Below are 24,435 nucleotides of genomic sequence, written 5' to 3' on the forward strand. Positions count from 1 at the left end.
ATTGTCTAAGAAGCTCACGAAACTCGCCACATGAGACAAGCTCTTATACTCTCCGCCCTTCCTCGCCGCGTTGGTGTCGTAGACCTTCTCCCTCTCAGCACCGGTGAAATCCAAACCAGCCCTGTTGCAGTTACGGACCAGAACCGGCGCCTCACTCGCCTGCACATAATACGTGTGGATGTCGTTGATAGTGAGGTCGTGGGTGCGGTGGCGCTTGGTGTAGTGGCGGACGTCCTGAATGGTGGCGGTGGTGCCGTCGGGTGTGCGGAGGTTCTGGCCGGGAGTAAGCTCGCCGGCGTTAACCCAGTCGTTCTTCTCCCGTACCCAGAACGGGTGTGTGGTGGTGGACGTCCGGGTGGTGGTGCTGCCGTCGGCTTTGATGGTGAGGTCGACGAATTCCTTGTCGTCTTCCGTGGTGATCGTGGCCACAATCTCGCGAATCGTGGTCTTGCCCGTCTGAGGATCGGTGACGACGATCTTGTCGCCGATCTTGAGATCCTCGATGATCTTGAAGCTACCGTAAGCCAGCCGTACCCGAGTGCCCTGGAGGAGCCGCCGAGCAGAAGCCCTTGACCAAGTTCTCCGTATCGTGGCCGGCGCACATCGAGTTCGCCCAGGCGCGCATCTTGTCGTTCATCCGTGGCGTACTGCGCGTAGCGGAACTCCAGTTCCTGGGCAGCAGGCAGGCGCATGCCGGCGACCTACCGTCTATCGCTCGACCCGGATAGTGCCGCGTCCTGGAGGTACCTGCAACCCATGCGGGAGCCGGCGGTAGCCGAAGAGCCAGGCGATCGACCGTTCGATCTTCCATCGGTGTCGGCCGAGACGCTCGCTGGACTCGACGCCGGGCCGGGCGATGCGCGGAACGATGCCCCGCTCGCGCAGCCACTTCAGCCTCTCAGCGCAGTGGTACGCCTTGTCGGCGCGGAGCCTGCCAGGGCGGCGTCTGCGAGGACAGCACCGGGATCGGAAGCCCGGTATGCCGAGGACCAGCGGAAGCAGTGCCTGGCTGTCGTGGACGTTCGCACCGGAGACGCCGAGGGCGAGGGGTAAGCACTGAGCATCGGAAAGCACGTAGAGCTTGCTGTCCTTCTTGTCGCGGTCGACCACGTAGAGCCGAAGGCAAGTGGCGGTCATGGCGGCGACCATAATGGTGCTGTGGCCTGCCGTCGATGTAACAGGGATAAGTCCACGAAGCCTCTGGAGGATCGGGACGATGAGCTCAGAGGATTCCTCGATGATTAGTGCCGGAATGTCCACTCCGGACGATAAGCGTGAGAGGCTGTACAAGGTGGCCTTCGACCTCCCTGAAAAGACAGCCCATTGGGCGCGTGCGTCTGCGGAGCGGCTCTGGGCCGGGAAGACTTCCGTAAGGATGGAGGTTCAGGTTCGGAACACCCCCTTCTACGTGAAGGGTGTTGCCTTCGGGGACATCGTGCGGGTCAGGGCTGACCATGAGCGCAGGGAGTTGGTGTTCGAGGAGTTCGTTTCTGAGTCCGGTCATTCGGCGGTCCGCGTCATCATCAAAGGTGACGGCATGGGAGGGGAAGTCGACACCATGCTCCGCGCCTTTGACTGTTCCTGGGAGATTGATGCAACCGGATCTTTGTGGGCAGTCGACGTGCCGCCGCATGTTGATTACGCATCCATGAGAACTGCTCTCCTTCGTATTGTCAGTGAAGGGAAGATCGGAATTGAAGAGAGTGCCCTTGCGAGGGCTCACCGCGACGGGCTCGGACTGCCTGAGTCAGAACCGGATTGAGCCTGCGGTCCTCGCTGCAAGGGCCGTCTCTGGTTTGTCCGCGCCTGCGAAGATCCGGATGGCTACCTGCCGTTTTCCAGCCACAGCCGAGTCACGCCCACGTTCCTGGACGCCAACCCGGGTGGGCATCGCCAACACCAGGCCGCGGGACACGACCCAATTCGACCAAGACCACCGTCGACGTGTACGGCCATCTCGTTCCCGCCTCCTGGAACCCACGCCGAATGATCACGCAGAACGCACTGCGGCCGGACGCCTGCGCGTAGTGCGGGCGAACGCTCCATAGCTGACGACTCCGGTTCGGAGATCGACGGGAAGGTCAGGCAAAGCGCAGGGGGCGTCCCATCCCCGGGCGCCATGGGAGGACGGCCCTTCGGAAATGTTCGCGCGCCACAGCATCGTGTCGAAGACGATCGCGGGCGGCGGGCTGCTGAGGGCGCAGGTTGCAGGTGGCGCCTCGGTCGGTAGCGGCGGAGGTTCCTCAGCCGGGACGCCTGAACACGTTTCCCTCGTAAGCAACTTGTGCTCGATTCATAGGCAACCGTGATGTGGATCTTATTTTTGATAGGACACTTATGTTAATTGCCAGATATGGCCTTCTAGTTCGGGCATGTTGGTTGCGTTAGGTTTCAGCGCTGTTACTTTCGGTGTCTCTAGGGGTGGGGGCTCGTGAAGTTGGCTACGCGTGGGCGAAGATTTCGGGCGGGATCTGCCATCGGCCTCGGTGTGATCATGCTGCTGGGCCTAGAGCCTGTCTCTTTGACCGGTGGGTGACTCCTGGTGTGGCTGGTTAGTCTGCTGCGATGACGGACAGCGAGCTGATCGTTGACCTGCGCGGTCGGCTGATCGAGACGCTCAACGACTTCTGGGACGCGGTGAGCGAGCCGTGCGGCCTGCCGGAGTGGTTCGGCCGGAACCTGGACGCGTGGTCAGACACGATCCAGACCCGGGGCATCTCTGAGGTCATCGACAGCCACGACATCCTGATCGTGCACGTCGACCGGCAGGGTCTCTTCGACGGGCACCGGCAGGAGTCCGATGTCCTGGCCGGCATCTTTGACGGAGAACAGAACCGACTTATCGTCCACGAGCTGGCCTGACGAACCCTTGGGACGCTTGGCTCAGCGCCGGGTCCAGATGAGGATGGCGGCAAGGTGGAGTGCGGCCTGGTAAGTGATGGCGAGCTTGTCCGTCCGCATGGCGAGGCCGCGCCACTGCTTGAGTCGGGCGATGCACCGCTCGACGGTATTGCGCTTCTTGTATGTCTCGGCGTCGAAGCCGGGCGGGCGGCCTCCGGCGCGGCCTCGCCGCAGGCGATGGCCGATCTGGTCGGCGGGCTGCGGGATGACCGCACGGATGCCACGTCGACGGAGGTGCCCACGGATCGCGCGGGAAGAGTAGGCGCGATCCGCAAGGACGGCCGTGGGGCGGGTTCTTGGCCTGCCAAGTCCGCTCCGCGGGATCCGGATCCCGGCCATGACCGCCTCGAAAGCCGGCGCCTCACCGGCCTGGCCCGCGGTGACGTGGATGGACAGAGGCCGTGCCCGGCTGTCACTGGCCAGGTGGACCTTTGTGCTCAAGCCACCGCGGGAGCGTCCGAGGGCGTGGTCCTCGGGCTCGGATCGGCCGGGCACCCCTTTTTCCTGGCTCCGGCCGCATGCTGGTGAGCGCGGCAGACGGTGGAGTCCACCGAGACTGTCCAGCCCAGGTCATCATCGGCGTCCGCCGCGGCAAGGACCGCCGCCAGGACCCGTACCCAAGTGCCGTCCCTGGCCCATCTGATCAAGCGGTTGTGCGCGGTTTGAAAGGATCCAAGCTCTTCTGGCAGGTCGCGCCAGGGTGAGCAGGTGCGGTACTTCCACGCGATGGCTTCCAGGGTCCTGCGGTGGTGGGCCCACCGTCGTCCACGGACCGGATCGGCCGGCATCAGCGGCTCGATCCGGTCCCACATCGCATCAGTGATCACTAACCGGACAGACACATCCGATCAACGGATCAACCCATCAAAGAGACACGCTCTAGCTCCTCAGGTGCAGGCAACCGCAGCCGCCAACGACGTACGCACGGAATCGTCTGCGCAGGCGTCGACAGAGCGAGCGGCCGAGGAGCAGGCCGCCACGGAGGAACAGGCTCTGGCCCGGGCGAGGCGCTCAGGCGAGCCGGTGGAAGTCACCTCGCTGCGCGGGGAGAGCAGCGAGGTGTTCGCCACTCCGGACGGAAACCTTGAAGCGCGCGAGTACGTAAGGCCGGTGCACGCTCGGGTCGGCGGCGAGTGGTTGCCTGTCGACACGGACTTGGCTCCTTCGGCTGACGGCATGGTGGCGACCAAGGCGACGACGGTCGGCCTGGAGCTCTCCGGCGGGCGAGACTCCGGTCCTCGTTCACAACTGTTGGAGCGTCAAAGCGAGAATGCGTGCAGCCGGTCCGGGGGACGATTTCGGTCTGCCGAGCCAAGGTCGCATTCGATATGTTCCTCCGAGGGACTATAATCCCGCGAACCCCTTGCCGCGAGGTCGTAACGATGGATATGTTGATCGATTCGGAAACGAGTGGACAGTGGGCCCATCACGTACCGAGGGGCATCCTTTCGAGTGGGATGTTCAGTTGTCGCGCCAAGGGCGAGCGAAGATCGGTTGGCTTTCTCGCGATAATCGGCACGTCAACGTAGATCCCTTTGGAGAGGTGACTCATAGATGAGGGAGTTCGATTTCGATGAAATCGTCACCGTTCTCGTAACCAGCCACACCGTAGAACTCGGAGCTGCTGGCGCCACAGGGGCGATTTTGGGCAAGAGTCAAGGAGCCGGGGAGACGACCTACGCTGTCCTCATCGGGGATGAAACGACCATGCTCCCCGAATCTGTCCTCATGTCGACCGGGCGCTACATCGATCCAGATGAGGTGTACAGCGGTGAATCCATCAAGGTTCAAGCAGAAAGGTATTTCGAAAAGGGGATGGAGTAATTAAAGCACCAGTTCTTCGTCGCCCGGAATCCTGAAGTCGTGCCAGCTTGTGCCGGTGTTGGGGGGCCAGGTCGGGAGGTTGCGGTGCACGCGCCGGCGAGGCCACTTTCGCGTGGAGGTTCCGGAACCCGCGGCGGACGCGTGCAGGGGTGAGCTTGTTCGGCTCGGTCCTTCGCTCCCAGGGCCATCGCAGGTCGACGGCGAGGGGCCGGGCGAGCCGGAGCTGGGTACGAGAGAACATGGCTGGTCTGCACACAGCGGTGACCTGTGCATTTGCGTGACGGTGGCTGTGGAGGCCGGAGCCCATTGGTTTCATTGCTGCCGAGCGGGGATGTACGGGGGCTCTCAAAGGGCGGTTCGTGAGGTGATGACCGCGGCGTCGCCCTGGTCTCCCACGTCTCCTACGACAGCTTCGCCCGCCCCGTCCGCACCGAGTACGGCTCCGACGACCGCAAGCTGTACCGCACGCACGAATATGGAGCACACCGGCGACCTCACCCGCCAGGTCACCGATCGCACCACGGGCCCTCAGCGCCTGGACGACGTACGCTACACCCGCGACGACGCCGGCAATATCACCTCCCAGACCACCACCAGCGGCCAGGACGCGGAGCAGACCACCGACCGTCAGTACTACGCCACAGACGCACTGCGCCGCCTCACCGACTGTCGTTTCGGTGGGAATGAAAAGCAGTGCTTGCCGCGAAGTTGGTCCTGCCAAGGCCCAGAGCTTGAACGAAAGTGAACCGTTCTGGGATCCTTGGAGCCTGGCGGGACTCCGGCCTGGCCGCACACTGCGAGGCGTGAGCTTGCTCGGAGACGGCGCCTACATCAACACCGGCCTGATGGTCCTGCACCGCAAACGCACCCGGGCGGACAGAGCTGTTACTTCGGTGAACAGCGCGCAATTGCGCACCTGTTCGGCCCTCCCGGTGTCGGTGGGGTTACAGGGCTGCCGGCAATCCGAATTCGTCCGGGTGGGGGGGCGATCGGATGGTTGAATCCGGTCCGGTTTTCCTGTGCTGGATTGCTGCTGGATCCGGGAAACTCGGAGCACGTCACTCGCACACCTGTGCGACGGACACGGCGTCCGTTGGTCGCAGATTCGCAATCCCGGCAGGGCACAGGACCGATGGGTTCGTTGCCCCGTCAGTTGTGACCTGAGCCGGGGTCGCCGTAGCGGACGACCTGCGTGGGGATCACGATGCGTAGCGGCGCGGCGTTGTCCGGCGTGGCATTCGGCTCGTTGAGGCGGCGCAGCAGCAGTTCCGCGGCTCGTCGGCCGAGTTCTCTTGGGTCGTACGCCACGATCAGCGGCACGCCGAGCACGTCGGCCAGTTCGAAGTCGTCGAAGCCCGCCAGGCTGACGGGGTGCCGGAGGCGGCTCGTGGCGCGGAAGGCGCCCAGTGTGTTGCGGCTGTTGGCGCAGAAGAGTGCCGTCGGAGGCTGGGGGAGTTCGAGCAGTTCGCGGGCGGCGGCCTCGGCGGCCGGGATGGTGCGTTGCCGTAGCCGTACGTATCGTTCGTCCAGCGCGACTCCGGCGTCTTCGAGCGCGACGGAGAAGCCGCGGAACCGTTCGGAGCTGGTCCAGACGGACGGTGGCAGGCCGAGGAACCCGAGCCGGGTGTGGCCTGCTGCCAGGAGGCCGGCCGTTGCCTCGCGTGCGCCGCCGAAGTCGTCCACCAGTACGCAGTCCAGCGGCACGCCGGACGGGGGGCGGGCGCCCAGGACGATGGGGACCGAGCCCGGCTGCGCGGCGAGGTGGGAGTGGTCGTTGCCGGCCGGGACGACGATCATGCCGTCGACCCGGCGGGCGGTGAGTTCTTCCACGAGCCGCCGCTCGCGTTCGACGTCTTCGTCGGTGTTCGCGAGGAGGACCTTCAGGCCGACTCGGCTGACGCCCGACTCCACGCCCAGGGCGAACTGTGAGTAGAAGGGATTCGCGAGGTTGGTGACAACGAGGCCGATCAGTCCGCTGGTTCGCCCCAACCGGAGGTTGCGGGCGACCTCGTTGCGCCGGTAGCCGAGGGAGTCGACCGCGGCGAGCACCCGCTCCCGGGTCGCCTTGCTCACCCCGGGGTCGCCGTGCAGCACGCGGGACACCGTCATGGGGCTGACCGACGCATGGTCGGCGACGTCCCGCATCGTCGGAGGGCGGCGAGAAGGAGAATCCCCGGTCACCGTCGTCTCCCCCGCTGTGTCACGTCGAGGCCGCTGCGCGACGGTGGCGCGGGGAGATCCCGCGATCCTGCCATCGACCTGCCGAGCAGCACCACGCTAGCACCGAAGCCCATCACCCGAGGTCGGAGAGCGACGCCGGGGTACGGAACGGGCCGAGGAGGCACGACGGTGGCGGCAGTGTCGCCACCGGCCGCGAGGGCGTCGCCGACCTGCGTTCCGCTGCGATGGTAACGCTATCTTCACGTAGAGCGGTATGCCTGGGCAACGCAAAGCCCGCTTGGCGAGGAGGAGTTCGCCGGGCCGGTACGGTCGATCTTCTTCGTGCCAGGTCAGGGGAGTGTGTCTCGACCGAGGTGCGCGCACCCTCTTGACGCTGGCGGATCGGGCCCTTACGTTCCAACCGCACTGGAGCATGGTAACGATAACTCTCCCCGAGCCTCCACCACCCGAGCCGGTCGGCCGACCGCCAGGGGTGCTGACCAACAGGTCCCGTGAGCCGCCGCATAGACAAGGCAGAGACATGTCGCAGACCGATCCGCCCGCTCCGGACCCGTCCCGCCGGCGCTTCCTCGCCTCCACCAGCGGACTGCTCGCCGTGAGCACCCTGGGAGCAGCCGCCCGCGGAGGTACGGCTTCCGCGGCCGTGCCTGAGGGCGCGCCCTCGGCCGGTCCCTCCCGCGACTACGTGCGCCTCGTCGACCCGTGGGTGGAGGCGGACGTCGGCCGGTTCTTCTTCTTCCAGTCGGCGAGCAATCCCTTCGGCATGGTCAAGCTGCGTCCGGACACCAGCACCCACTCGGTCTGGGGCACCGGCTACCGCAGGAGCGAGTCCCACGTGAAGGGCTTCAGCCACCTCCACGACTGGCAGATCGCCGGTGTGCAGGTGATGCCGACGTCGGGTGCGGAGGTGCCGAAGCTGGAGGGTGATACCGGGTGGCAGTCGCATGTGAACCACGATGTGGGTGAGGTGGCGGAGCCCGGTTACCACAGGCTGCATCTGGACCGGTACGGCATCACCGCCGAGTTGACCTGCACGGATCGGGTCGGGTTGCACCGTTACATGTACGACGACGCCGGTCCGAGCGAGATCGTCGTCAACCTCGGCGGTGTGCTCGGTGAGGCCGAGATGCAGGACGCCCACGTCACCAAGGTGAGCGACCGGGTGATCGAGGGATATGTGGCACAGGCCGGCACGCTCGCCAACGGCTACTACTACGGCAAGAGCGACAACAAGCACACGAAGCTCTTCTTCAGCATTCGGTTCGACCGGGCCTTCGACTCCATGCGCGGCTGGGCGGGCGGTGAGCTTGTCGAGGGCGGGGCCGCGGTCGATGAGGTCGAGGGCGACGATGCGGGCTTCTACGTCCGTTACGACCGTCTCGATGCGGGTGCGCAGGTGCAGGTGAAGGTGGCATTGTCGTTCACCGGTGTGGCGGGTGCGCGGAGGAACCTGGAGGCGGAGCTGCCGGGTTGGGATTTCGATGCGGTGAAGGCGGCGTCGCAGGAGCATTGGAACCGGTTGCTGGGCCGGATCGATGTCGAGGGCGGCAGCGAGCAGCAGCAGGTGAAGTTCTACACGGACATGTTCCACGTCCTGTGCGGGCGCAGCGTGATCAGCGACGTCGACGGCACGTACCTCGACGACACGTGGAGCCGCCAGCGGATCGGTCGGCTCCCGCTCGACAGGTCGGGGCAGCCGCGGTTCGCGATGTACAACTACGACGCAATCTGGTTGACGCAGTGGAATCTCAACACGGTGCTGGGGCTGGCCTATCCGGAGATCTATTCCAGCATCGTGCAGTCTCAGCTCCGGATGTACGAGGACGGCGGGCTGCTGCCGCGGGGCCCCGTGGCCGGCAACTACTCCTTCGTCATGACCAGTTCCCCGGCCACATCGTTCATCTGCGGCGCGTGGAACAAGGGCATCCGGGACTTCGACATCGACCTCGCCTACGAGGCCATGCTCGACGCCCACTCGCTCGGCGGCCTCTTCGACAAGGCGCCGTACGAATACGCCACCTGGGGCGAGAACCACGCCGGGGGCCGCGCCTATCTCGACATCGGGTACGTACCCCACGACCTGCACGCCGAATGGCGGAGCCGCGGCGCCGGTGAAACCGTCGAGTACGCGTTCCAGGATTGGACGCTGGGTCAGTTGGCGCGGCGGCTGGGGAAGTCGGGTCTGAATGTGGCGCAGTTCGCCGAGGTGTCGGTGTCGTCGGAGGTGAACGATTCGACGTTGGCGGGTGTGCGTGCGGTGGACGGGCGGCCGGCGCGTTCGAGTGTGACCGAGCCGGTGAACGTGGGGTGGGCGTCGAAGGAGCGGAAGCCGTGGATCAAGCTGAGCTGGGCGGAGCGTAAGCGGGTCCACAAGGTGGTGGTCAGCGACCGGTCCGAGGGTGACTCGCGGGTCAATTCCGGTGTGCTGGTGTTCAGCGACGGGTCGTCGGTGAAGGTGAGTGGTATTCCCGCTGATGGCCGGGGCAAGGCGGTGGCTTTCCGGCCCAGGCGGGTGAGCTGGGTGAGGTTCGAGGCAACCGGCGGCACCGGTGCGAACGTCGGGCTCGGCGAGATCGAGGTGTGGGACGACACCGACGCGGGTGCCTTCCTGATCGAGAGGTCGGGGAACTGGCGCAACCTCTTCGACCGGTCCACCGGATTCATCCGGCCCAGGGACTCCAACGGCCGCTGGAAAGACCCCTTCGACCCGCTGTCCCCCGACGACTTCGTCGAGGCCAGCTCGTGGCAGGCCACCTGGTACGCCTCGTACGACACCCTCGGGCTGGCCAACAGGCTGGGCGGACGGACGGCGTACGCCGACAAGCTCAACGGCGCCTTCGAGCGGTCCGAGGAGGCCGAGTTCACGGGGGCCGGACAGAACGGCGACGAGGACGCGTACGTCAACTACGGCAACCAGCCCGGCCTTCAGATGGCGCACCTCTTCAACTACGTGGGACATCCATGGCTGAGCCAGTACTGGGTGCGCAAGGTCAAGGAGATCACGTACGGCGGCACCTCCACGACGAAGGGATACGGAGGGCACGACGAGGATCAGGGTCAGATGGGGTCGATAAGTGCCCTGATGGCGATGGGATTGTTCGAGGTGACGGGCGCGAGTTTGTCGCGGCCGGTGTACGACATCACCTCACCGGTGTTCGACGCCGTCACCGTTCGGCTCCACCCGGACTACTACCGCGGCCGTACGTTCCGGATCGTCACCCACGACAACTCTGCCGAGCACATGTACATCCAGCGGGCCACCCTCAACGGGCGGCGGCAGGACAACGCCTGGTTCCACCACGACCGGCTCACCGCAGGCGGCACCCTGGAACTGTGGATGGGCCCCGAGCCCAACAAGGACTGGGGCGTCGCAGAACTCCCGCCGTCGAAGTCCCCGGAAGCACCCGCGGTCCTCCACACGACCCGCGACACCGTGCGCGTCGACTCCGGTGAAACCGGCACCCTCACCCTGGCCGCCCGCAACCTCACCGGCCGACCCGTCAAGGCCACCTGGCACGCCCACGCGCCCGCCGGAATCACGATCCAGCCCGACCGCGGCAGGCTCACCGCACCCGCCGGCGACACCACCGAGCACGACCTCGCCCTGCGCGTCGCCGCCGACACCCCCTCCGGACTGCACCGCGTCGTGATCAGCGGACACGCCGACGACGGCACCGAACTACCCGACGCCATCGCCTACGTCCACGTCGCACCCGCGCTCTCGATCAAGACCGAGCCGGCGGAGCTGCACCTGCTGGAATCCGCCCCCGTCACCTTCCAGGTGCGGCTGACCGGCAACGACGACCAGGACCTCGGCGCCGACGTCTCCCTGCGTACCCCCGAGGGCTGGCAGGTCGAGCCGGTCACCCGCACCGTGCAGGTCCCCGCCGGGGCGAGCGCCGCCACCACCTTCACCGTCACCCCGCCGCAGGGGGTCGTCGGACCGCAGACCCTCACGGTGCTCGCGCAGGGCGAGTGGGGCAGCGCCGAGCACCAGCCCGCCGCCACCGTCCACCGGGCCGTCGCCCGCCTCGGCGACGTCGATCTGGCGACGGGGGAGTTCGCGCTGTCCCCGGCCCGCTTCGGCGACTACCCCACGGCCTTCCCCGACGACGTCGACTTCACCATCGGCACCAGCGACCCCGCCACCGCATGGAGCTACATCCACCCCGGCCCCAGCGACGCCTGGGCCGGCGCCAAGCCCCACACCTTCACCCTCCGCTTCGACCTCGACCAGGCACCCACCACCGATCTTGCCCTCACCGCCTGGCTCATCGACACCCAGCAGTCCGGCCCGACCGTACAGCTCTCCCTCAACGACGGGCCTGCCACCACCGTCAACCTGCCCGGCGGTGGCGGTGACGGCTTCCACTGGGGCGACGGAGCCGGCGGAGTCATCCGCCCCGGCATCCTCGACGTCGTCCTCCCCGCCGACCGGCTCCAGGCCGGCCGGAACACCGTCACCCTCACCAACACCGCCGGCTCCTGGTTCGTCTACGACGCCCTCGCCATCCGCGAAACGCCGTAGCCGCAGTCCACCGCGTAAGACCGCGCGTCCAGCTCGTCAACCGTGCCCAAACGATCGACAGGGGATTGTCATGCCCGCAAGGAAAGCCATCGGTGGAATGTCTCGTCGCCGTCTCCTCCTGTCCACCGGCGGAATGCTGGGCGCCGGCGTGGTCGGTGCCTACGGACCCGGTAGCGCCTGGGCGGCAACGTCGGAGGACGGCGCCGGCGGGCAGGCGGGCCGGGACTACGTGAAGCTCGTGAATCCCTGGGTGGAGGCCGACCGGGGCCGGTTCTTCTTCTTCCAGTCGGCGAGCAATCCCTTCGGCATGGTCAAGCTGCGTCCGGACACCAGCACCCACACGGCATGGGGAACGGGCTATCTGCACAAGGAGAACGAGGTCAAGGGCTTCAGCCATCTGCACTGCTGGCAGATCGCCGGTGTGCAGGTGATGCCGACGTCGGGTGCGGAGGTGCCGAAGCTGGAGGGTGATACCGGGTGGCAGTCGTTTGTGAACCACGATGTGGGTGAGGTGGCGGAGCCCGGTTACCACAGGCTGCATCTGGACCGGTACGGCATCACCGCCGAGTTGACCTGCACGGATCGGGTCGGGCTGCACCGTTACACGTACGACGACGCCGGCCCCAGCGAGATCCTCGTCAACCTCGGCGGAACGCTGGGCGAGGCGGTCATGAAGAACGCCCGGATCACCAGGCGCAGCAATCGCGAGGTGGAAGGCTATGTCTTCCAGCACGGCACCGGATATCCCGCACACAGTAACCAGCTCTTCTTCAGCATCCGGTTCGACCGGGCCTTCGACTCCATGCGCGGCTGGGCGGGCGGCGAGCTTGTCGAGGGCGGGGCCGCGGTCGAGGAGGTCGAGGGCGACAACGCGGGGTTCTACGTCCGTTACGACCGCCTTGATGCGGGTGCGCAGGTGCAGGTGAAGGTGGCCCTGTCGTTCACCGGGGTGGCGGGGGCGCGGCGGAATCTGGCGGCGGAGCTGCCGGGTTGGGATTTCGACGCGGTGAAGGCGGCGTCGCAGGAGCATTGGAACCGGTTGCTGGGCCGGATCGATGTCGAGGGTGGCAGCGAGCAGCAGCAGGTGAAGTTCTACACGGACATGTTCCACGTCCTGTGCGGGCGCAGCGTGATCAGCGACACCGACGGTACGTACCTCGACAACACCTGGCAGCACCGCAAGGTCAACAAGATCCCGTCGGACGCCCGCGGTGTGCCGCGGTTCGCGATGTACAACTACGACGCGCTGTGGTTGACGCAGTGGAATCTCAACACGGTGCTGGGGCTGGCCTATCCGGAGATCTATTCCAGCATCGTGCAGTCGCAGTTGCGGATGTACGAGGACGGCGGGCTGCTGCCGCGGGGCCCCGTCGCCGGCGACTACTCGTGGGTGATGACCGGATCGCCGGTGACCTCGTTCATCAGCGGTGCCTGGAACAAGGGCATCCGGGATTTCGACATCGACCTCGCGTACGAGGCCATGCTCGACGCCCACTCGCTCGGCGGCCTCTTCGAGGCCGGTGCGTTCGAGTACGGGCGCTGGGGAAGCTGCGGCGGCGCCCGCCACTACTTCGACCTCGGATACGTGCCGAACGAGGTGTGCGGCGGGCCGCTTGAGGGCGGCGCGGGACAGACGCTGGAGTACTCGTTCCAGGATTGGACGCTGGGTCAGTTGGCTCGGCGGTTGGGGAAGTCGGGTCTGAATGTGGCGCAGTTCGCCGAGGTGTCGGTGTCGTCGGAGGTGAATGATTCGACGTTGGCGGGTGTGCGTGCGGTGGATGGGCGGCCGGCGCGTTCGAGTGTGACCGAGCCGGTGAACGTGGGGTGGGCGTCGAGGGAGCGTAAGCCGTGGATCAAGCTGAGCTGGGCGGAGCGTAAGCGGGTTCACAAGGTGGTGGTCAGCGACCGGTCTGCGGGTGATTCGCGGGTGAATTCCGGTGTGCTGGTGTTCAGCGACGGGTCGTCGGTGAAGGTGAGTGGTATCCCGGCCGATGGCCGGGGCAAGGCGGTGGCTTTCCGGCCCAGGCGGGTGAGCTGGGTGAGGTTCGAGGCCACGGGTGGCACCGGTGAGAACGTGGGGCTCAACGAGATCGAGGTGTGGGACGACACCGATATGGGTGCCTTCCTGATCGAGAGGTCGGGGAACTGGCGGAATCTCTTCGACCGGTCCACCGGATTCATCCGGCCCCGCGGCATGAACGGCCACTGGCAGGACCCGTTCGACCCGCTGTCGCACGACGACTTCGTCGAGGCGAACGCATGGCAGGCGACCTGGTTCACCTCTCACGACGTCATCGCCCTGGCCAACAGGCTCGGCGGGCGGAAGGCGTACGCCGACAAGCTGAACTACGCCTTCGAGCAGTCCGCCGACGCGAACTTCATCGCCGAGTACGGGAAGGGCCACGTCAGCTACGGCAACCAGCCCGGGTTGCAGGTGGCGCACCTCTTCAACTACGTGGGACATCCGTGGTTGACCCAGTACTGGGTACGGCAGGTGAAGGAGAAGACCTACGGCGCGACCTCGACGACCGACGGCTACGGCCACTTCGACGAGGATCAGGGCCAGATGGGGTCGATGAGCGCCCTGATGGCGATGGGGTTGTTCGAGGTGACGGGCGCGAGTCTGTCGCGGCCGGTGTACGACATCACCTCGCCGGTGTTCGACGCGGTCACCGTCCGACTGCACCCGGAGTACTACCGCGGCCGTACGTTCCGGATCGTCACCCACGACAACTCTGCCGAGCACATGTACATCCAGCGGGCCACGCTCGACGGGCGGCGGCAGGACAACGCCTGGTTCCACCACGACCGGCTCACCGCCGGCGGCACCCTGGAACTCTGGATGGGCCCCGAGCCCAACAAGGACTGGGGCGTCGCCGAACTCCCGCCCTCGAAGTCCCCGGAGGCGCCCGCGGTCCTCCACACCACCCGCGACACCGTACGGGTCGACTCCGGCGAGGCCGGCACCCTCACCCTGGCCGCCCGCAACCTCACCGGCCGACCGGTCAAGGCCACCTGGCACGCCCACGCGCCCGCCGGCATCACGATCGAGCCCGACCGCGGAAGACTCACCGCACCTGCCGGTGACACCGCCGAGCGGGACCTCACCCTGCGCGTCGCCGCCGACACCCCCTCCGGACTGCACCGCGTCGTGATCAGCGGACAGGCAGGCGACGGCACCGAACTACCCGACGCCATCACCTACATCCACGTCGCACCCGCCCTCTCCATCGAGACCGTCCCGGAGCGGCTGATCCTGCTGCAAGGCACTCCGTCGACCGTCCGGGTGCAGGTGAACAGCAATGACCTGGACCGGGCACACTCCGTCGATGTCAGCCTGAAGGCGCCGGATGGCTGGACCGTCGAGCCCGCAAACCGGTCGCTCGACGTGCCCGCCGGCGGCAAGACCGGGACCACGTTCACCCTCACCCCGCCGGCGGAGAGGTCGGGCGAGGAGTCGCTGACGCTCACCGGTCAATGGGGGGAGGGCGACTTCAGCCGTGAGCTGACAGCGACCGTGAGCCGGAAGGTCGCCCTGGTCGGTGCCGTCGACCTGGCCACGGGGGAGTTCGCCCTGTCCCCGGCCCGCTTCGGCGACTACCCCACGGCCTTCCCCGACGACGTCGACTTCACCATCGGCACCAGCGACCCCGCCACCGCATGGAGCTACATCCACCCCGGCCCCAACGACGCCTGGGCCGGCGCCAAGCCCCACACCTTCACCCTCCGCTTCGACCTCGACCAGGCACCCACCGGCGACCTGGCCCTCACCGCCTGGCTCATCGACACCCAGGAATCCGGCCCGCCGACCGTGGAACTCTCCCTCAACGACGGGCCGTCGACCACCGTCGCCCTGCCCAAGGGCGGCGGCCAGGGCTTCCAGTGGGAGGGCGGCAGCGACGCCGCCATCCGCCCCAGCACCCTCGACGTCACCCTCCCCGCCGACCGGCTCCGCACCGGCCGGAACACCGTCACCCTCACCAGCACCGCAGGCTCCTGGATGGTCTACGACGCGATAGCCATCCGAGAACTTCCGTAAGCATCCGCACGGCTCCGCCGCACCGGAGCCGTCCGGCTACCGGCGCGAGCCGTGGTCGACCGCCGCCCGACGACACTCAGGCTGTCGTCGGGCGGCTGCGGTCCGGCCGGGGGCAGGGAACGCCTCGAAAGTGTTTCGAGGCGTTCCCGCATGTTCCGACGACGCAAGCCAGGTGTGTAGGTCTCCCTGGACAGGACCTGTCGTCGATCTGTCCGCACGACACCCGGCGTCTGCCCGCCACCCCGGTCCCGGCCCCCTTGGCCCTGGGCCCCGTGCCCGGTTCCGAAATTTTCGAGAGGCACGCGGAAACTTTTTCTGCGGGAAGTGTTGACGATCCTTGGCCGGTCCCTCAATCATCCATGTCTGAGGGGCTGACCACAGTTCGATATCTCGAACTTCGGCCCTGAGCAGTCCGCACCGCACGGCAGTCCCCCACGCACTGCTGCACGACAGATCCGCGCACCAAAGCACCTGCGCCACCCGTTTCGTCCCCGGTGAGGTTCGCACCAGTGCGTCCTGGCTCTTCGCGCAGTTGGAGAGGTACGCGACGCCGCGTGGCGGTCCCCCGGCAGAGCCGCTAGGGAGCACCCCCGTGCCCGTGTCGATCCGGCCCGCCCCGTCCGAGCGCCGAGTGGGAGCGGACGACGCATTCCCCCGCGCTTCAGTCCTTCCGTGATCTCTACTTTGGAGGCACAGTCATGGGCTCTTATGCCCTTCCCAGAGCCGCTATCCGCCGGAAGCTCCGCGGCCTGCTGCTGACGCTGGTCGTCGGTGTCCTCGGTGCGGTCGCCACGCTGGCCGCGCCCCCGCCCGCGCAGGCCGCCGAGAGCACGCTCGGCGCCGCGGCGGCGCAGAGCGGCCGCTACTTCGGCACCGCCATCGCCTCGGGCAGGCTGGGCGACTCGGCGTACACGTCGATCGCGAGCCGCGAGTTCGACTCGGTGACGGCCGAGAACGAGATGAAGATCGACGCCACCGAGCCGCAGCGCGGCCAGTTCAACTTCACCGCCGGTGACCGCGTCTACAACTGGGCGGTGCAGAACGGAAAAGAGGTGCGCGGCCACACCCTGGCCTGGCACGCCCAGCAGCCCGGCTGGATGCAGAGCCTCAGCGGCGGCACGCTGCGCCAGGCGATGATCGGCCACATCAACGGCGTGATGGGCCACTACAAGGGCAAGATCGTCCAGTGGGACGTCGTGAACGAGGCTTTCGCCGACGGCAACTCGGGAGCGCGGCGCGACTCCAACCTCCAGCGCACCGGCAACGACTGGATCGAGGTCGCCTTCCGCACCGCGCGCGCCGCCGACCCCGCCGCCAAGCTCTGCTACAACGACTACAACATCGAGAACTGGACCTGGGCCAAGACCCAGGCCGTGTACGCGATGGTCAGGGACTTCAAGCAGCGCGGCGTACCGATCGACTGCGTCGGCTTCCAGTCGCACTTCAACAGCGGCAGCCCCTACAACAGCAACTTCCGCACCACCCTGGAGAGCTTCGCCGCCCTCGGCGTCGACGTGGCCATCACCGAACTCGACATCCAGGGCGCCTCGCCCACGACGTACGCCAACGTGACCAACGACTGCCTGGCCGTCCCGCGCTGCCTCGGCATCACCGTCTGGGGTGTGCGCGACACCGACTCCTGGCGGGCGCAGGACACGCCGCTGCTGTTCAACGGCGACGGCAGCAAGAAGCCCGCGTACACCGCCGTCCTCAACGCGCTCAACGGCGACTCCACCACGCCGCCTGACGGTTCCGGACCGCTCAAGGGCGTCGGTTCGGGCCGCTGCCTGGACGTGCCGAACGCCAGCACCGCCGACGGCACCCAGCTCCAGCTGTGGGACTGCCACGGCGGCACCAATCAGCAGTGGACCTCCACCACCGCCGGCGAGTTGCGGGTCTACGGCAACAAGTGCCTGGACGCCGCCGGCACCGGCAACGGCACCAGAGTCCAGATCTATAGCTGCTGGGGCGGCGACAACCAGAAGTGGCGCGTCAACTCCGACGGATCCATCGTCGGCGTCCAGTCCGGCCTCTGCCTCGACGCCTCCGGAAGCGCCAACGGCAACCCGGTCCAGCTCTACACCTGCTCGAACAGCAGCAACCAACGCTGGACCCGCACCTGAGGGGACCTGTCGAACGAAAGGGTGAATCGATGAAGACCTACGGTGCGGCCTCCTCCGCCCCGCCACGAAGACAACGCCTGTGGTCCCGGATCGCCGCCCTGGTGGCCGCGACCCTCGCGCTCGGCATGCTCGCCGTGGTGAACCCGGCGCCCGCCGAGGCGGCGACGGTGGACACCAGTGCCTGGTACGTCCTGGTCAACCGCAACAGCGGCAAGGCGCTCGACGTCGCCGAAGTGTCCACCGCCGACGGCGCGCGGGTCAGCCAGTGGACGCGCCACGACGGAGAGAACCAGCAGTGGCAGTTCGTGGACTCCGGCGACGGCTTCTACCGGCTCAAGGCCCGGCATTCGGGCAAGGTCCTCGACGTGGCCGGCGTCTCCACCGCCGACGGTGCCGCGATCCAGCAGTGGACCGACCACAACGGGGCCAACCAGCAGTTCCGCCTGGCCGACTCCGACGCGGGCCACGTCCGGCTGATCAACCGCAACAGCGGCAAGGCGGTGCAGGTGCAGGGCGGCTCCACCGCCGACGGCGCCGGCGTCGTCCAGTACACCGACGGGGGCGGCGCCAGCCAGCAATGGCAGATGATCAAGCTGTCGTCCGACGGCGGCGGCGGCGGATGCGGCAGCGCGCCGACCCTGACCAGCGGTACGCACACGATCCAAAGCGGCGGTCAGAACCGCAGCTTCATCCTCAGGGTCCCCGCCAACTACGACAACAGCCACCCCTACCGGCTGATCTTCGCGTTCCACTGGCGGGGCGGAACCGCCGGCGACGTCGCCTCGGGCGGAACGAGCGGGACCGCCTGGTCCTACTACGGCCAGCAAGAACAGTCGAACAACAGCGCGATCCTCGTCGCCCCCCAGGGCTTCGGGAATGGCTGGGCCAATGCGAACGGTGAGGACGTCACCTTCGTCGACGACATGATCCGGCGAATCGAGGGCGACCTCTGTGTCGACCCGGCACAGCGGTTCGCCACCGGATTCAGTTGGGGCGGCGGCATGAGCTACGCACTCGCATGCAGCCGGGCGAACGTCTTCAGGGCCGTCGCGGTCATCTCCGGCGCCCAGATCAGCGGATGCAGCGGCGGCACCCAGCCCATCGCCTACTTCGGCATCCACGGCATCAGCGACTCCGTCCTCAACATCTCCCAAGGACGGTCCCTGCGCGACAAGTTCGTCAGCAACAACGGCTGCACCCCACAAAGCCCGCGCGAGCCCGCAGCGGGCAGCCGAACGCACGTCACCACCACCTACGCGGGCTGCCGCGCCGGATACCCGGTGCAGTGGGCCGCGTTCGACGGCGGCCACATCCCCGGTCCGGTCGACGGCTCCACCAACGAAAGCGGCGTCACCACCTGGACCAAGGCAGAGATCTGGAGGTTCTTCGCACAGTTCCAGTGACACGCCCCACCGCGGAGTGGAGCCAGGACGAACCTGGCTCCACTCCGTCGCCGTCCGCCCGCGGCGTGCCGGCGAACTCTCAGCCGCCGCCCACGTGGTCGATGCGGTAGAGGCCGGAGTCGTCGTTGCCGCCGCCGAAGGAACTGCCCCACTCCAGGAGGTAGAGCGAGCCGTCCGGGCCGAAGGTCATGTCCATCGGCCTGGTGAGCCTGGTGCCGGACATGAAGTCGTTGACGGACCCCAGGTCGCCGCTCCCGTCGAAGCGCATCTCCTTGATGAAGTTGCGATCCCACTCGTAGAAGAACGCCGAGCCGTCGAACGACTGCGGGAACCTGGTGGTGGAGGGGTTGTCGGCGTCGAAGCGGTAGACGGGTCCGGCCATCGGGGCGATGCCGCCCGCGCCCAGCTCGGGGAACTGCGGTGAGGAGTCGTAGCCGTACCACATCTGGGGCATCTGGACGGGCGGCAGCTCCCTCAGTCCGGAGTTGTTCGGCGACTCGTTGACGGGGTCGGCGCAGTTGAACTTCTGGCCGACCTGGCCGTTGTCGGGGTTGTAGGGGGCGTAGGGCTGGTTGTCGCCGTGGCAGAAGGGCCAGCCGTAGTTGCCGGGCTCGGTGATGACGTTGTACTCGCCCATGCCCGCGGGGCCGCGGCCGTCGGTCGAACCGCGGCGGTCAGGTCCGTAGTCGGCCATGTGCACGGCGCCGGTGGCGGGGTCCACGGAGAAGCGGAAGGGGTTGCGGAAGCCCATGGCGTAGATCTCGGGGCGGGTGTTCGCCGTCCCCGCGGGGAAGAGGTTGCCGTCAGGGATGCTGTATCCGCCGCCGTCCGTGGGCTGGACACGCAGGATCTTGCCGCGCAGGTCGTCGGTGTTGCCGGCGGTGCGCGCCGCGTCCTGCATCTCACGGCCCGCGCGCCAGTCCAGCGGGGCGTAGCCCTGCCAGGCCGGGTCGAGGTTGGGTGCCGTGTCGTCGCCCGTACCGATGTACAGGCTGCCGTCCGGGCCGAACTCGATGCCGCCACCGGTGTGGCCGGGCTCCGGGAACGTCCGGTCCCGGTAGGCGGGGACGTCGAGTACCCGCTGCTCGCCGGCCAGGTCCAGGGTGTTTCCCTCAAGGGTGAAGGCGGACACTCTGTTGACGTCTTCCGCGCTGTCGGCGGGGGAGTAGTTGAGATAGATCCTGCCGTTGGCGGCGAAGTCCGGGTCGAGGGCCAGCCCGATGAGCCCGTCCTCACCGCCCGTGTACACCTTGAGGGTTCCGGCGGTCGTGGTGGATCCGGTTGCCGGGTCGAAGACGCGCACCGCGCCGCCGCGCTGGATGTAGATCACGCGGCCGTCCGGTGCGACGTCCAGTTCCATGGGGTCGGCGGTGTCGTCGTCGAGCGTCACCTTCTCGAAGGCGTCCTGGTCGGGTGCGTCCTGCCCGCACTCTCCCGGCAGGTTGCCCGACGCCCACTGCACGCCGCCCATCACGTGGTTGCGGAAATCCTCCTCCGCGTAGGAGGCGGCGTCGTGACCCATGGCGGTGGCCCAGACCTTTCCGCCGGAGGCGACGCTGCACCAGGAGATGGGATGGTCCTCGCCCATCGCGAACTGGCCCGGGTCGTAGGTCGATTCGTCCACGGTGGCGAGCACATGGACGTTCGGCCTCGGGTTGGGGGCGAAGTTGTACCACTCCTCGGGCCGCGTCCAGGACCCGGGGAGATCCTGGGTCGAGGGGTGGTCCGGGTCCTCGATCCGGACGGTGCCGTCCTGGATGCCGGCGGCGTGGCCGGGCATGTGGGCGCCGCCGTTGACGGTCTCGTCCCACCAGGGGAACTCGCCCTCGATGCCCGCGTCGAGGCTGTTGTGGACGGCCACCACGCCCCCGCCGCCGGAAACGTAGTCCTGCATGGCCTGGCGCTGTTCGTCGGTGTCCCAGACCATGCCGGAGTTCTGGAGCATGACGACGGCGTCGAAGCCGGACAGCTCCGCGTCGTCGAAGACGGCCGGGTCGTCGGTCTGGACCAGCTCGATGTCCTGCTCGGCCGCCTCCTCCTGGAACATCCGGATGCCGGCCGGTATGGAGTCGTGGACGTAGCCGACGGCCCTGGTGAACAGCAGGACCCGGGCCTCGGCGGCCTCCGCGTGGGACGCGGTCGCCAATAAGCCGCCGGTCGCGAGCAGCGGCGCCATGGCGAGCGCCACGAGGGCGCGGGGGCGTTTGCGGTGGTGTTCCTTCATGTGGGGGGTTCCTCTCGGGTGGAATGCGGCTCCCGTACCGCCGGTCGGAGAGCCGGACTTCGCGTCCGGGCCCCGTTCGGGAGCCGGTGGGTGTCGGTCGACCGACGGCCGGTGCGGGGTGTCGCCCTGCACGCCTGCCACCCGTGCGGTGCCGGCCCCCGGCTGTGGACCACCGGCCGCGGCGGTGCCGGCACGGCGAGCAACGTGCGGGGGCCGAACGGAAAAAACCGTGGCGAAGAGCGCGCGCTCCCGCCGTGCCCGTGCCCGCGTTCGGCCGGGTGGTCCGCGGGAGGCCCCAACGGTGCCTGGGGCGGCAGACGTTCGATACTTCGACCATTGGTCGACTGATTGAATGTTGATACGTATGATGATGACGGTTCAGGGGACCGTCAATAGCTTCCGCATCACCCCCTGGTCGTGAGCGACCGACCCTGCTCGGCCACCACAAGTGATCTCACACGCGCGCCGTGCTGAGCCGATGCGGCTCGCCGTGCCAGGCCGCCGTCAGGATCTGTTCGAGCGCGTCCACGTCGAGCGGCACGGGGTTGTTGTCGACGAGTCTCCTGATGCCGACCGAGTCCTCGGCCAGTCGGCGGACCTGACCGGCCTCGACCCCGATCTCGGCCAGCGATGCGGGCAGCCCGACCCGCAGCCCCAGCGCGTGGACCGCCGCCACGGGGTCGGTGCAGCCCATCACCCCGGCCAGAGCGGCCATCTCGGCGGAGCGCGCCGGTCGGTTGAACTCCATGACGTACGGGAGCAGGAGCCCGGTCCCGAGGCCGTGCGACGTGTGGGTCGCCGCCCCGACCGCGAACTGGAGGGCGTGCGCGGCGGTGACGCCGGCGTTGCCGAAGGCGATGCCGGCGAGCAGGCTGCCGTAGAGCATCGCCGACCGGGCGTCCAGATCGTCCCCGTCCTCGACGGCGCGGGCCAGGTTCGCGCAGATGTCGCCGGCCGCGGTCAGCGCGAGGGTGTCGGAGAGCGGGTTCTTGCCGACCTGCGGCCGGGCGAGCACCGTGGACGCGGTCGGGGGCCGGCGTATTGCCATGAAGGACTCCACGGCGTGGGCCAGCGCATCCATCCCCGAGTGGGCGGTCACCGTACGCGGCGCACCCACGGTCAGCAGCGGGTCGCACAGCGCGTGCCGCGGGATGAGGTGCCGGCTGGCGATGCCGACCTTCATCCGCGTCGTCGCGTCGGTGATCACCGAGACCGGCGTCACCTCCGAGCCCGTACCGGCCGTGGTGGGCACCGCGATCAGCGGCAGTACGGGACCCGGCACCGACTCCACGGGGTAGTAGCTGCTCAGCGGGCCCGGATGGCGCGCCAGCAGCGCCGTGACCTTCGCGAGGTCGATGGTGCTCCCGCCCCCGACGGCGACCACCACGTCCGGGCGGTACGGTGCGGCGTACTCGACCGCCTGCGCGATGGTGCTCTCCGGTACGTCCACGACGGCTTCGGAGAAGACGCCCACGTCGACACCCGCCTCGTGCAGCGAGGTGCGCACCGACTCGAACCCGGGCGATCCGACGATGTTCGGATCGGTGACCACCAGCGCCCGGTCGCCGTACCCGGCGGCGAGAGGGCCTGCCGCCGAGGCCATCCCCGTTCCGAAGATCACCTGGGCGGGTGTGCGCAGGATCGCGAAGTCGTCTATGGCTCCTCCAGGAAGGTCGTCAGGAGCCGGTGCAGCTCCGTCGGTCGTTCGGCCGGCGAGGCGTGCCCGCACGCCCCGAACAGGTGGGCCCGCACGTCGGGCAGCAGGTGCAGAAGTCGCAGCGTGCTGGACTCCGGCGGTACGACGCGGTCCTCCACGCCGTGCACCAGGAGCGTGGGCGCCCGGATCTGCGCCAGTTCGCCGGCGGTCAGCGCGAGGTCACGTACCCACCGCTCGCGCGGCGGCGGGAACATGACGGCGAACGCCTCGCGCGGACCCGGTTCGAGCGTGGCGGTCAGCCGCGCCTCGACGGCGTCGTCGGTGCGGAACGCCTCGTCGACGTGGAGCAGTTCGAGGAGCCCGCGGGCCGCCGCGTGCCCGGGGCGGTACGCCCAGAGCTGGTCGAGGCCCGGCGGTAACGGCATGTCGAGCCCGAGGGTGCCGATCCCCACCAGCCGGGTGACCGTACGCGGCCGGGCGTGGGCCACCGACAGTGCGACGGCGCCGCCCAGGGAGTTGCCGACGACGGCGCAGCGGTCCAGCGCCAGCTCGTCCAGGAGCGAGAGGACCTGCGCCGTCCACGCGCGGCGGCCGTAGGGGTGCTCCCCGTCGCACTCCGGACCCGGGAGCGGCCCGCTCCGGCCGAAGCCGGCGAAGTCGGGCGCGATGACGCGGAAGTCCGGCGCCATCGCGGCCATGAGAGGCTCCCAGGCCGCGCCCGTGGTGCCCGGGCCGGAGCCGTGCAGCAGGACGACGGCCGGGCCGGAACCCGCCTCGCGCACATAGGTCTCCCGCCCGGCGGCCCGGACCGTCCGTCCCTCGATGCCGGTGCGCGTCGTCCTCGCGTCGTCCGGGCGCGCGCCACCCGCGGGAAAGTCCACGCGGCGGCGGTCAGTCAGGAGCGCTGGAGCGCTCAAGGACCGACACGAACGCCCGCGACCACTCCGGCATGTCCGGCCAGCCCCGGCAGGAGACCATGTTCCCGTCCACGACGTCGGGCGCGTCGACGACCGTCGCGCCGGCGTTCTCCATGTCACCGGCCAACGGGCCGAACGCGGCCGTCCTGCGCCCCTTCAGGAGGCCGTAGACCGCCGGCACCTGGGGCCCGTGGCAGACCGTGCCCACGGGCAGGTCGTGGGCGAAGAAGTACTCCGTGATGCGACGGACGTCGGCGTCGAGGCGGATGTACTCGGGTGCGCGGCCACCGGGGATGATCAAGCCCGCGTACGCCGCCGGATCGACCTCCGAGAAGGCCAGGTCGACCGGAAGCCTGCGCCCGTTCTTCTCCGTGTAGGCGTCCGACTCCGGCTCGAAGTCGTGGATCACCAACTGCACGTCCCGGCGCGTCAACGCCGCGACGTCCGCCTGGAAGCCCGCCTCGCGCATGCGGAAGATCGGGTACATCGCGTCAAGTTCCTCGGTTGCGTCGCCGACGAGCACAAGCACTTTCTTCATCGTTCCTCCGTTCTCGGCAGCCCTGATCGCGCGCACGTCCTTGCCGCCCCGGGTGTCCCGGGGCGGCGTCCACATCTCTCCCGACGTCCAGGTCCGCCAT

At 68.0% G+C, this 24,435-nt stretch carries 17 protein-coding genes and 3 pseudogenes; 11 read left to right on the forward strand and 9 right to left on the reverse strand.

The features are described from left to right. Positions 1–189: 189 nt before the first annotated feature. A pseudogene (locus tag QBL21_RS05505) lies at positions 190–588 on the reverse strand (polymorphic toxin-type HINT domain-containing protein); the annotation flags it as partial. Positions 589–708: 120 nt separating this feature from the next. Beyond that, positions 709–1,137 (reverse strand): transposase, encoded by a 429-nt coding sequence (locus tag QBL21_RS05510; protein WP_407560851.1) that lies wholly within the window; start codon positions 1,135–1,137, stop codon positions 709–711. Here QBL21_RS05510 and QBL21_RS05515 point away from each other — a divergent pair. The 3 genes from QBL21_RS05515 to QBL21_RS05525 all read left to right on the forward strand — a co-directional run bounded on the left by QBL21_RS05515 (position 1,063) and on the right by QBL21_RS05525 (position 2,862). Next, positions 1,063–1,245: an HNH endonuclease gene (locus QBL21_RS05515; RefSeq protein ID WP_407566314.1), complete on the forward strand. Its 183-nt coding sequence runs from the start codon at positions 1,063–1,065 to the stop codon at positions 1,243–1,245. The two genes, QBL21_RS05510 and QBL21_RS05515, sit on opposite strands and share 75 nt — an antisense overlap. Before the next feature lie 7 nt (positions 1,246–1,252). Further along, entirely contained in the window at positions 1,253–1,762 is a 510-nt protein-coding gene (locus QBL21_RS05520; protein ID WP_407566315.1) for a DUF4265 domain-containing protein, read from the forward strand. A gap of 803 nt (positions 1,763–2,565) precedes the next feature. Continuing rightward, the gene (locus QBL21_RS05525; protein WP_407560852.1) at positions 2,566–2,862 is read left to right on the forward strand and encodes a barstar family protein; all 297 of its coding nucleotides are present in this window, start codon (positions 2,566–2,568) and stop codon (positions 2,860–2,862) included. A 21-nt stretch (positions 2,863–2,883) separates the two neighbouring features. Here the strand turns inward: QBL21_RS05525 and QBL21_RS05530 are convergent. Beyond that, positions 2,884–3,713, reverse strand: a protein-coding gene (locus QBL21_RS05530; RefSeq protein ID WP_407560853.1) for an IS5 family transposase whose coding sequence is annotated in 2 segments (ribosomal slippage) — positions 2,884–3,372 and positions 3,375–3,713 — 828 coding nt in all. Because the reading frame shifts where the segments join, the coding sequence is not laid out codon by codon here. 458 nt (positions 3,714–4,171) lie between these two features. Here QBL21_RS05530 and QBL21_RS05535 point away from each other — a divergent pair. Continuing rightward, complete coding sequence (locus QBL21_RS05535) at positions 4,172–4,459, forward strand: polymorphic toxin type 17 domain-containing protein (protein ID WP_407560854.1); 288 nt, start codon at positions 4,172–4,174, stop codon at positions 4,457–4,459. Continuing rightward, positions 4,456–4,725, forward strand: coding sequence for a hypothetical protein (locus QBL21_RS05540; protein WP_407560855.1), 270 nt, complete (start codon positions 4,456–4,458; stop codon positions 4,723–4,725). The genes QBL21_RS05535 and QBL21_RS05540 overlap by 4 nt, the downstream gene beginning before the upstream one ends. Before the next feature lie 50 nt (positions 4,726–4,775). Here the strand turns inward: QBL21_RS05540 and QBL21_RS05545 are convergent. Further along, positions 4,776–4,954, reverse strand: a pseudogene (locus QBL21_RS05545) (transposase); the annotation flags it as partial. Positions 4,955–5,200: 246 nt separating this feature from the next. On the opposite strand from QBL21_RS05545, the gene QBL21_RS05550 reads away from it, so the two are divergent. Further along, entirely contained in the window at positions 5,201–5,470 is a 270-nt protein-coding gene (locus QBL21_RS05550; protein ID WP_407560856.1) for a hypothetical protein, read from the forward strand. A 58-nt stretch (positions 5,471–5,528) separates the two neighbouring features. Beyond that, positions 5,529–5,726, forward strand: a complete 198-nt coding sequence (locus QBL21_RS05555; protein WP_407560857.1) for a hypothetical protein — start codon at positions 5,529–5,531, stop codon at positions 5,724–5,726. Positions 5,727–5,874: 148 nt separating this feature from the next. Here the strand turns inward: QBL21_RS05555 and QBL21_RS05560 are convergent, their stop codons facing one another. Beyond that, on the reverse strand, positions 5,875–6,870 hold the full coding sequence (locus tag QBL21_RS05560) for a LacI family DNA-binding transcriptional regulator (RefSeq protein WP_407560858.1): 996 nt from the start codon (positions 6,868–6,870) through the stop codon (positions 5,875–5,877). Between the two features lie 556 nt (positions 6,871–7,426). Here QBL21_RS05560 and QBL21_RS05565 point away from each other — a divergent pair. From QBL21_RS05565 to QBL21_RS05580, 4 genes are all read left to right on the forward strand, one after another. After that, a complete protein-coding gene (locus QBL21_RS05565) occupies positions 7,427–11,434 on the forward strand; it encodes a glycoside hydrolase domain-containing protein (protein WP_407560859.1) in 4,008 nt (1,335 codons plus the stop codon). 97 nt (positions 11,435–11,531) lie between these two features. Continuing rightward, the gene (locus QBL21_RS05570) at positions 11,532–15,473 is read left to right on the forward strand and encodes a glycoside hydrolase domain-containing protein (protein ID WP_407560860.1); all 3,942 of its coding nucleotides are present in this window, start codon (positions 11,532–11,534) and stop codon (positions 15,471–15,473) included. A 698-nt stretch (positions 15,474–16,171) separates the two neighbouring features. Beyond that, positions 16,172–17,596 (forward strand): endo-1,4-beta-xylanase, encoded by a 1,425-nt coding sequence (locus QBL21_RS05575; protein ID WP_407560861.1) that lies wholly within the window; start codon positions 16,172–16,174, stop codon positions 17,594–17,596. A 98-nt stretch (positions 17,597–17,694) separates the two neighbouring features. Then, on the forward strand, positions 17,695–18,999 hold the full coding sequence (locus tag QBL21_RS05580; RefSeq protein ID WP_407566316.1) for an RICIN domain-containing protein: 1,305 nt from the start codon (positions 17,695–17,697) through the stop codon (positions 18,997–18,999). 85 nt (positions 19,000–19,084) lie between these two features. Here the strand turns inward: QBL21_RS05580 and QBL21_RS05585 are convergent. From QBL21_RS05585 to QBL21_RS05600, 4 genes and pseudogenes are all read right to left on the reverse strand, one after another. Continuing rightward, a pseudogene (locus QBL21_RS05585) lies at positions 19,085–21,175 on the reverse strand (ThuA domain-containing protein); the annotation flags it as partial. Between the two features lie 502 nt (positions 21,176–21,677). Then, positions 21,678–22,844, reverse strand: a complete 1,167-nt coding sequence (locus QBL21_RS05590; RefSeq protein WP_407560862.1) for an iron-containing alcohol dehydrogenase — start codon at positions 22,842–22,844, stop codon at positions 21,678–21,680. 32 nt (positions 22,845–22,876) lie between these two features. Then, a complete protein-coding gene (locus tag QBL21_RS05595; protein WP_407560863.1) occupies positions 22,877–23,761 on the reverse strand; it encodes an alpha/beta fold hydrolase in 885 nt (294 codons plus the stop codon). A gap of 10 nt (positions 23,762–23,771) precedes the next feature. After that, a complete protein-coding gene (locus QBL21_RS05600) occupies positions 23,772–24,335 on the reverse strand; it encodes a DJ-1/PfpI family protein (protein ID WP_407560864.1) in 564 nt (187 codons plus the stop codon). Positions 24,336–24,435: the final 100 nt, after the last annotated feature.

The sequence above is a fragment of the Streptomyces sp. 184 genome (assembly GCF_045781775.1).
In the GTDB taxonomy this organism is placed as follows: domain Bacteria; phylum Actinomycetota; class Actinomycetes; order Streptomycetales; family Streptomycetaceae; genus Streptomyces.

Bases quoted from the DNA above. Each gene is read 5' to 3' on its own strand.
- QBL21_RS05535 (WP_407560854.1), top strand. From the start codon at position 4,172: ATGCGTGCAGCCGGTCCGGGGGACGATTTCGGTCTGCCGAGCCAAGGT.
- QBL21_RS05550 (WP_407560856.1), top strand. From the start codon at position 5,201: ATGGAGCACACCGGCGACCTCACCCGCCAGGTCACCGATCGCACCACG.
- QBL21_RS05540 (WP_407560855.1), top strand. From the start codon at position 4,456: ATGAGGGAGTTCGATTTCGATGAAATCGTCACCGTTCTCGTAACCAGC.
- QBL21_RS05510 (WP_407560851.1), bottom strand. From the start codon at position 1,137: ATGACCGCCACTTGCCTTCGGCTCTACGTGGTCGACCGCGACAAGAAG.
- QBL21_RS05525 (WP_407560852.1), top strand. From the start codon at position 2,566: ATGACGGACAGCGAGCTGATCGTTGACCTGCGCGGTCGGCTGATCGAG.
- QBL21_RS05600 (WP_407560864.1), bottom strand. From the start codon at position 24,335: ATGAAGAAAGTGCTTGTGCTCGTCGGCGACGCAACCGAGGAACTTGAC.
- QBL21_RS05565 (WP_407560859.1), top strand. From the start codon at position 7,427: ATGTCGCAGACCGATCCGCCCGCTCCGGACCCGTCCCGCCGGCGCTTC.
- QBL21_RS05560 (WP_407560858.1), bottom strand. From the start codon at position 6,870: ATGCGGGACGTCGCCGACCATGCGTCGGTCAGCCCCATGACGGTGTCC.
- QBL21_RS05575 (WP_407560861.1), top strand. From the start codon at position 16,172: ATGGGCTCTTATGCCCTTCCCAGAGCCGCTATCCGCCGGAAGCTCCGC.
- QBL21_RS05520 (WP_407566315.1), top strand. From the start codon at position 1,253: ATGTCCACTCCGGACGATAAGCGTGAGAGGCTGTACAAGGTGGCCTTC.
- QBL21_RS05570 (WP_407560860.1), top strand. From the start codon at position 11,532: ATGTCTCGTCGCCGTCTCCTCCTGTCCACCGGCGGAATGCTGGGCGCC.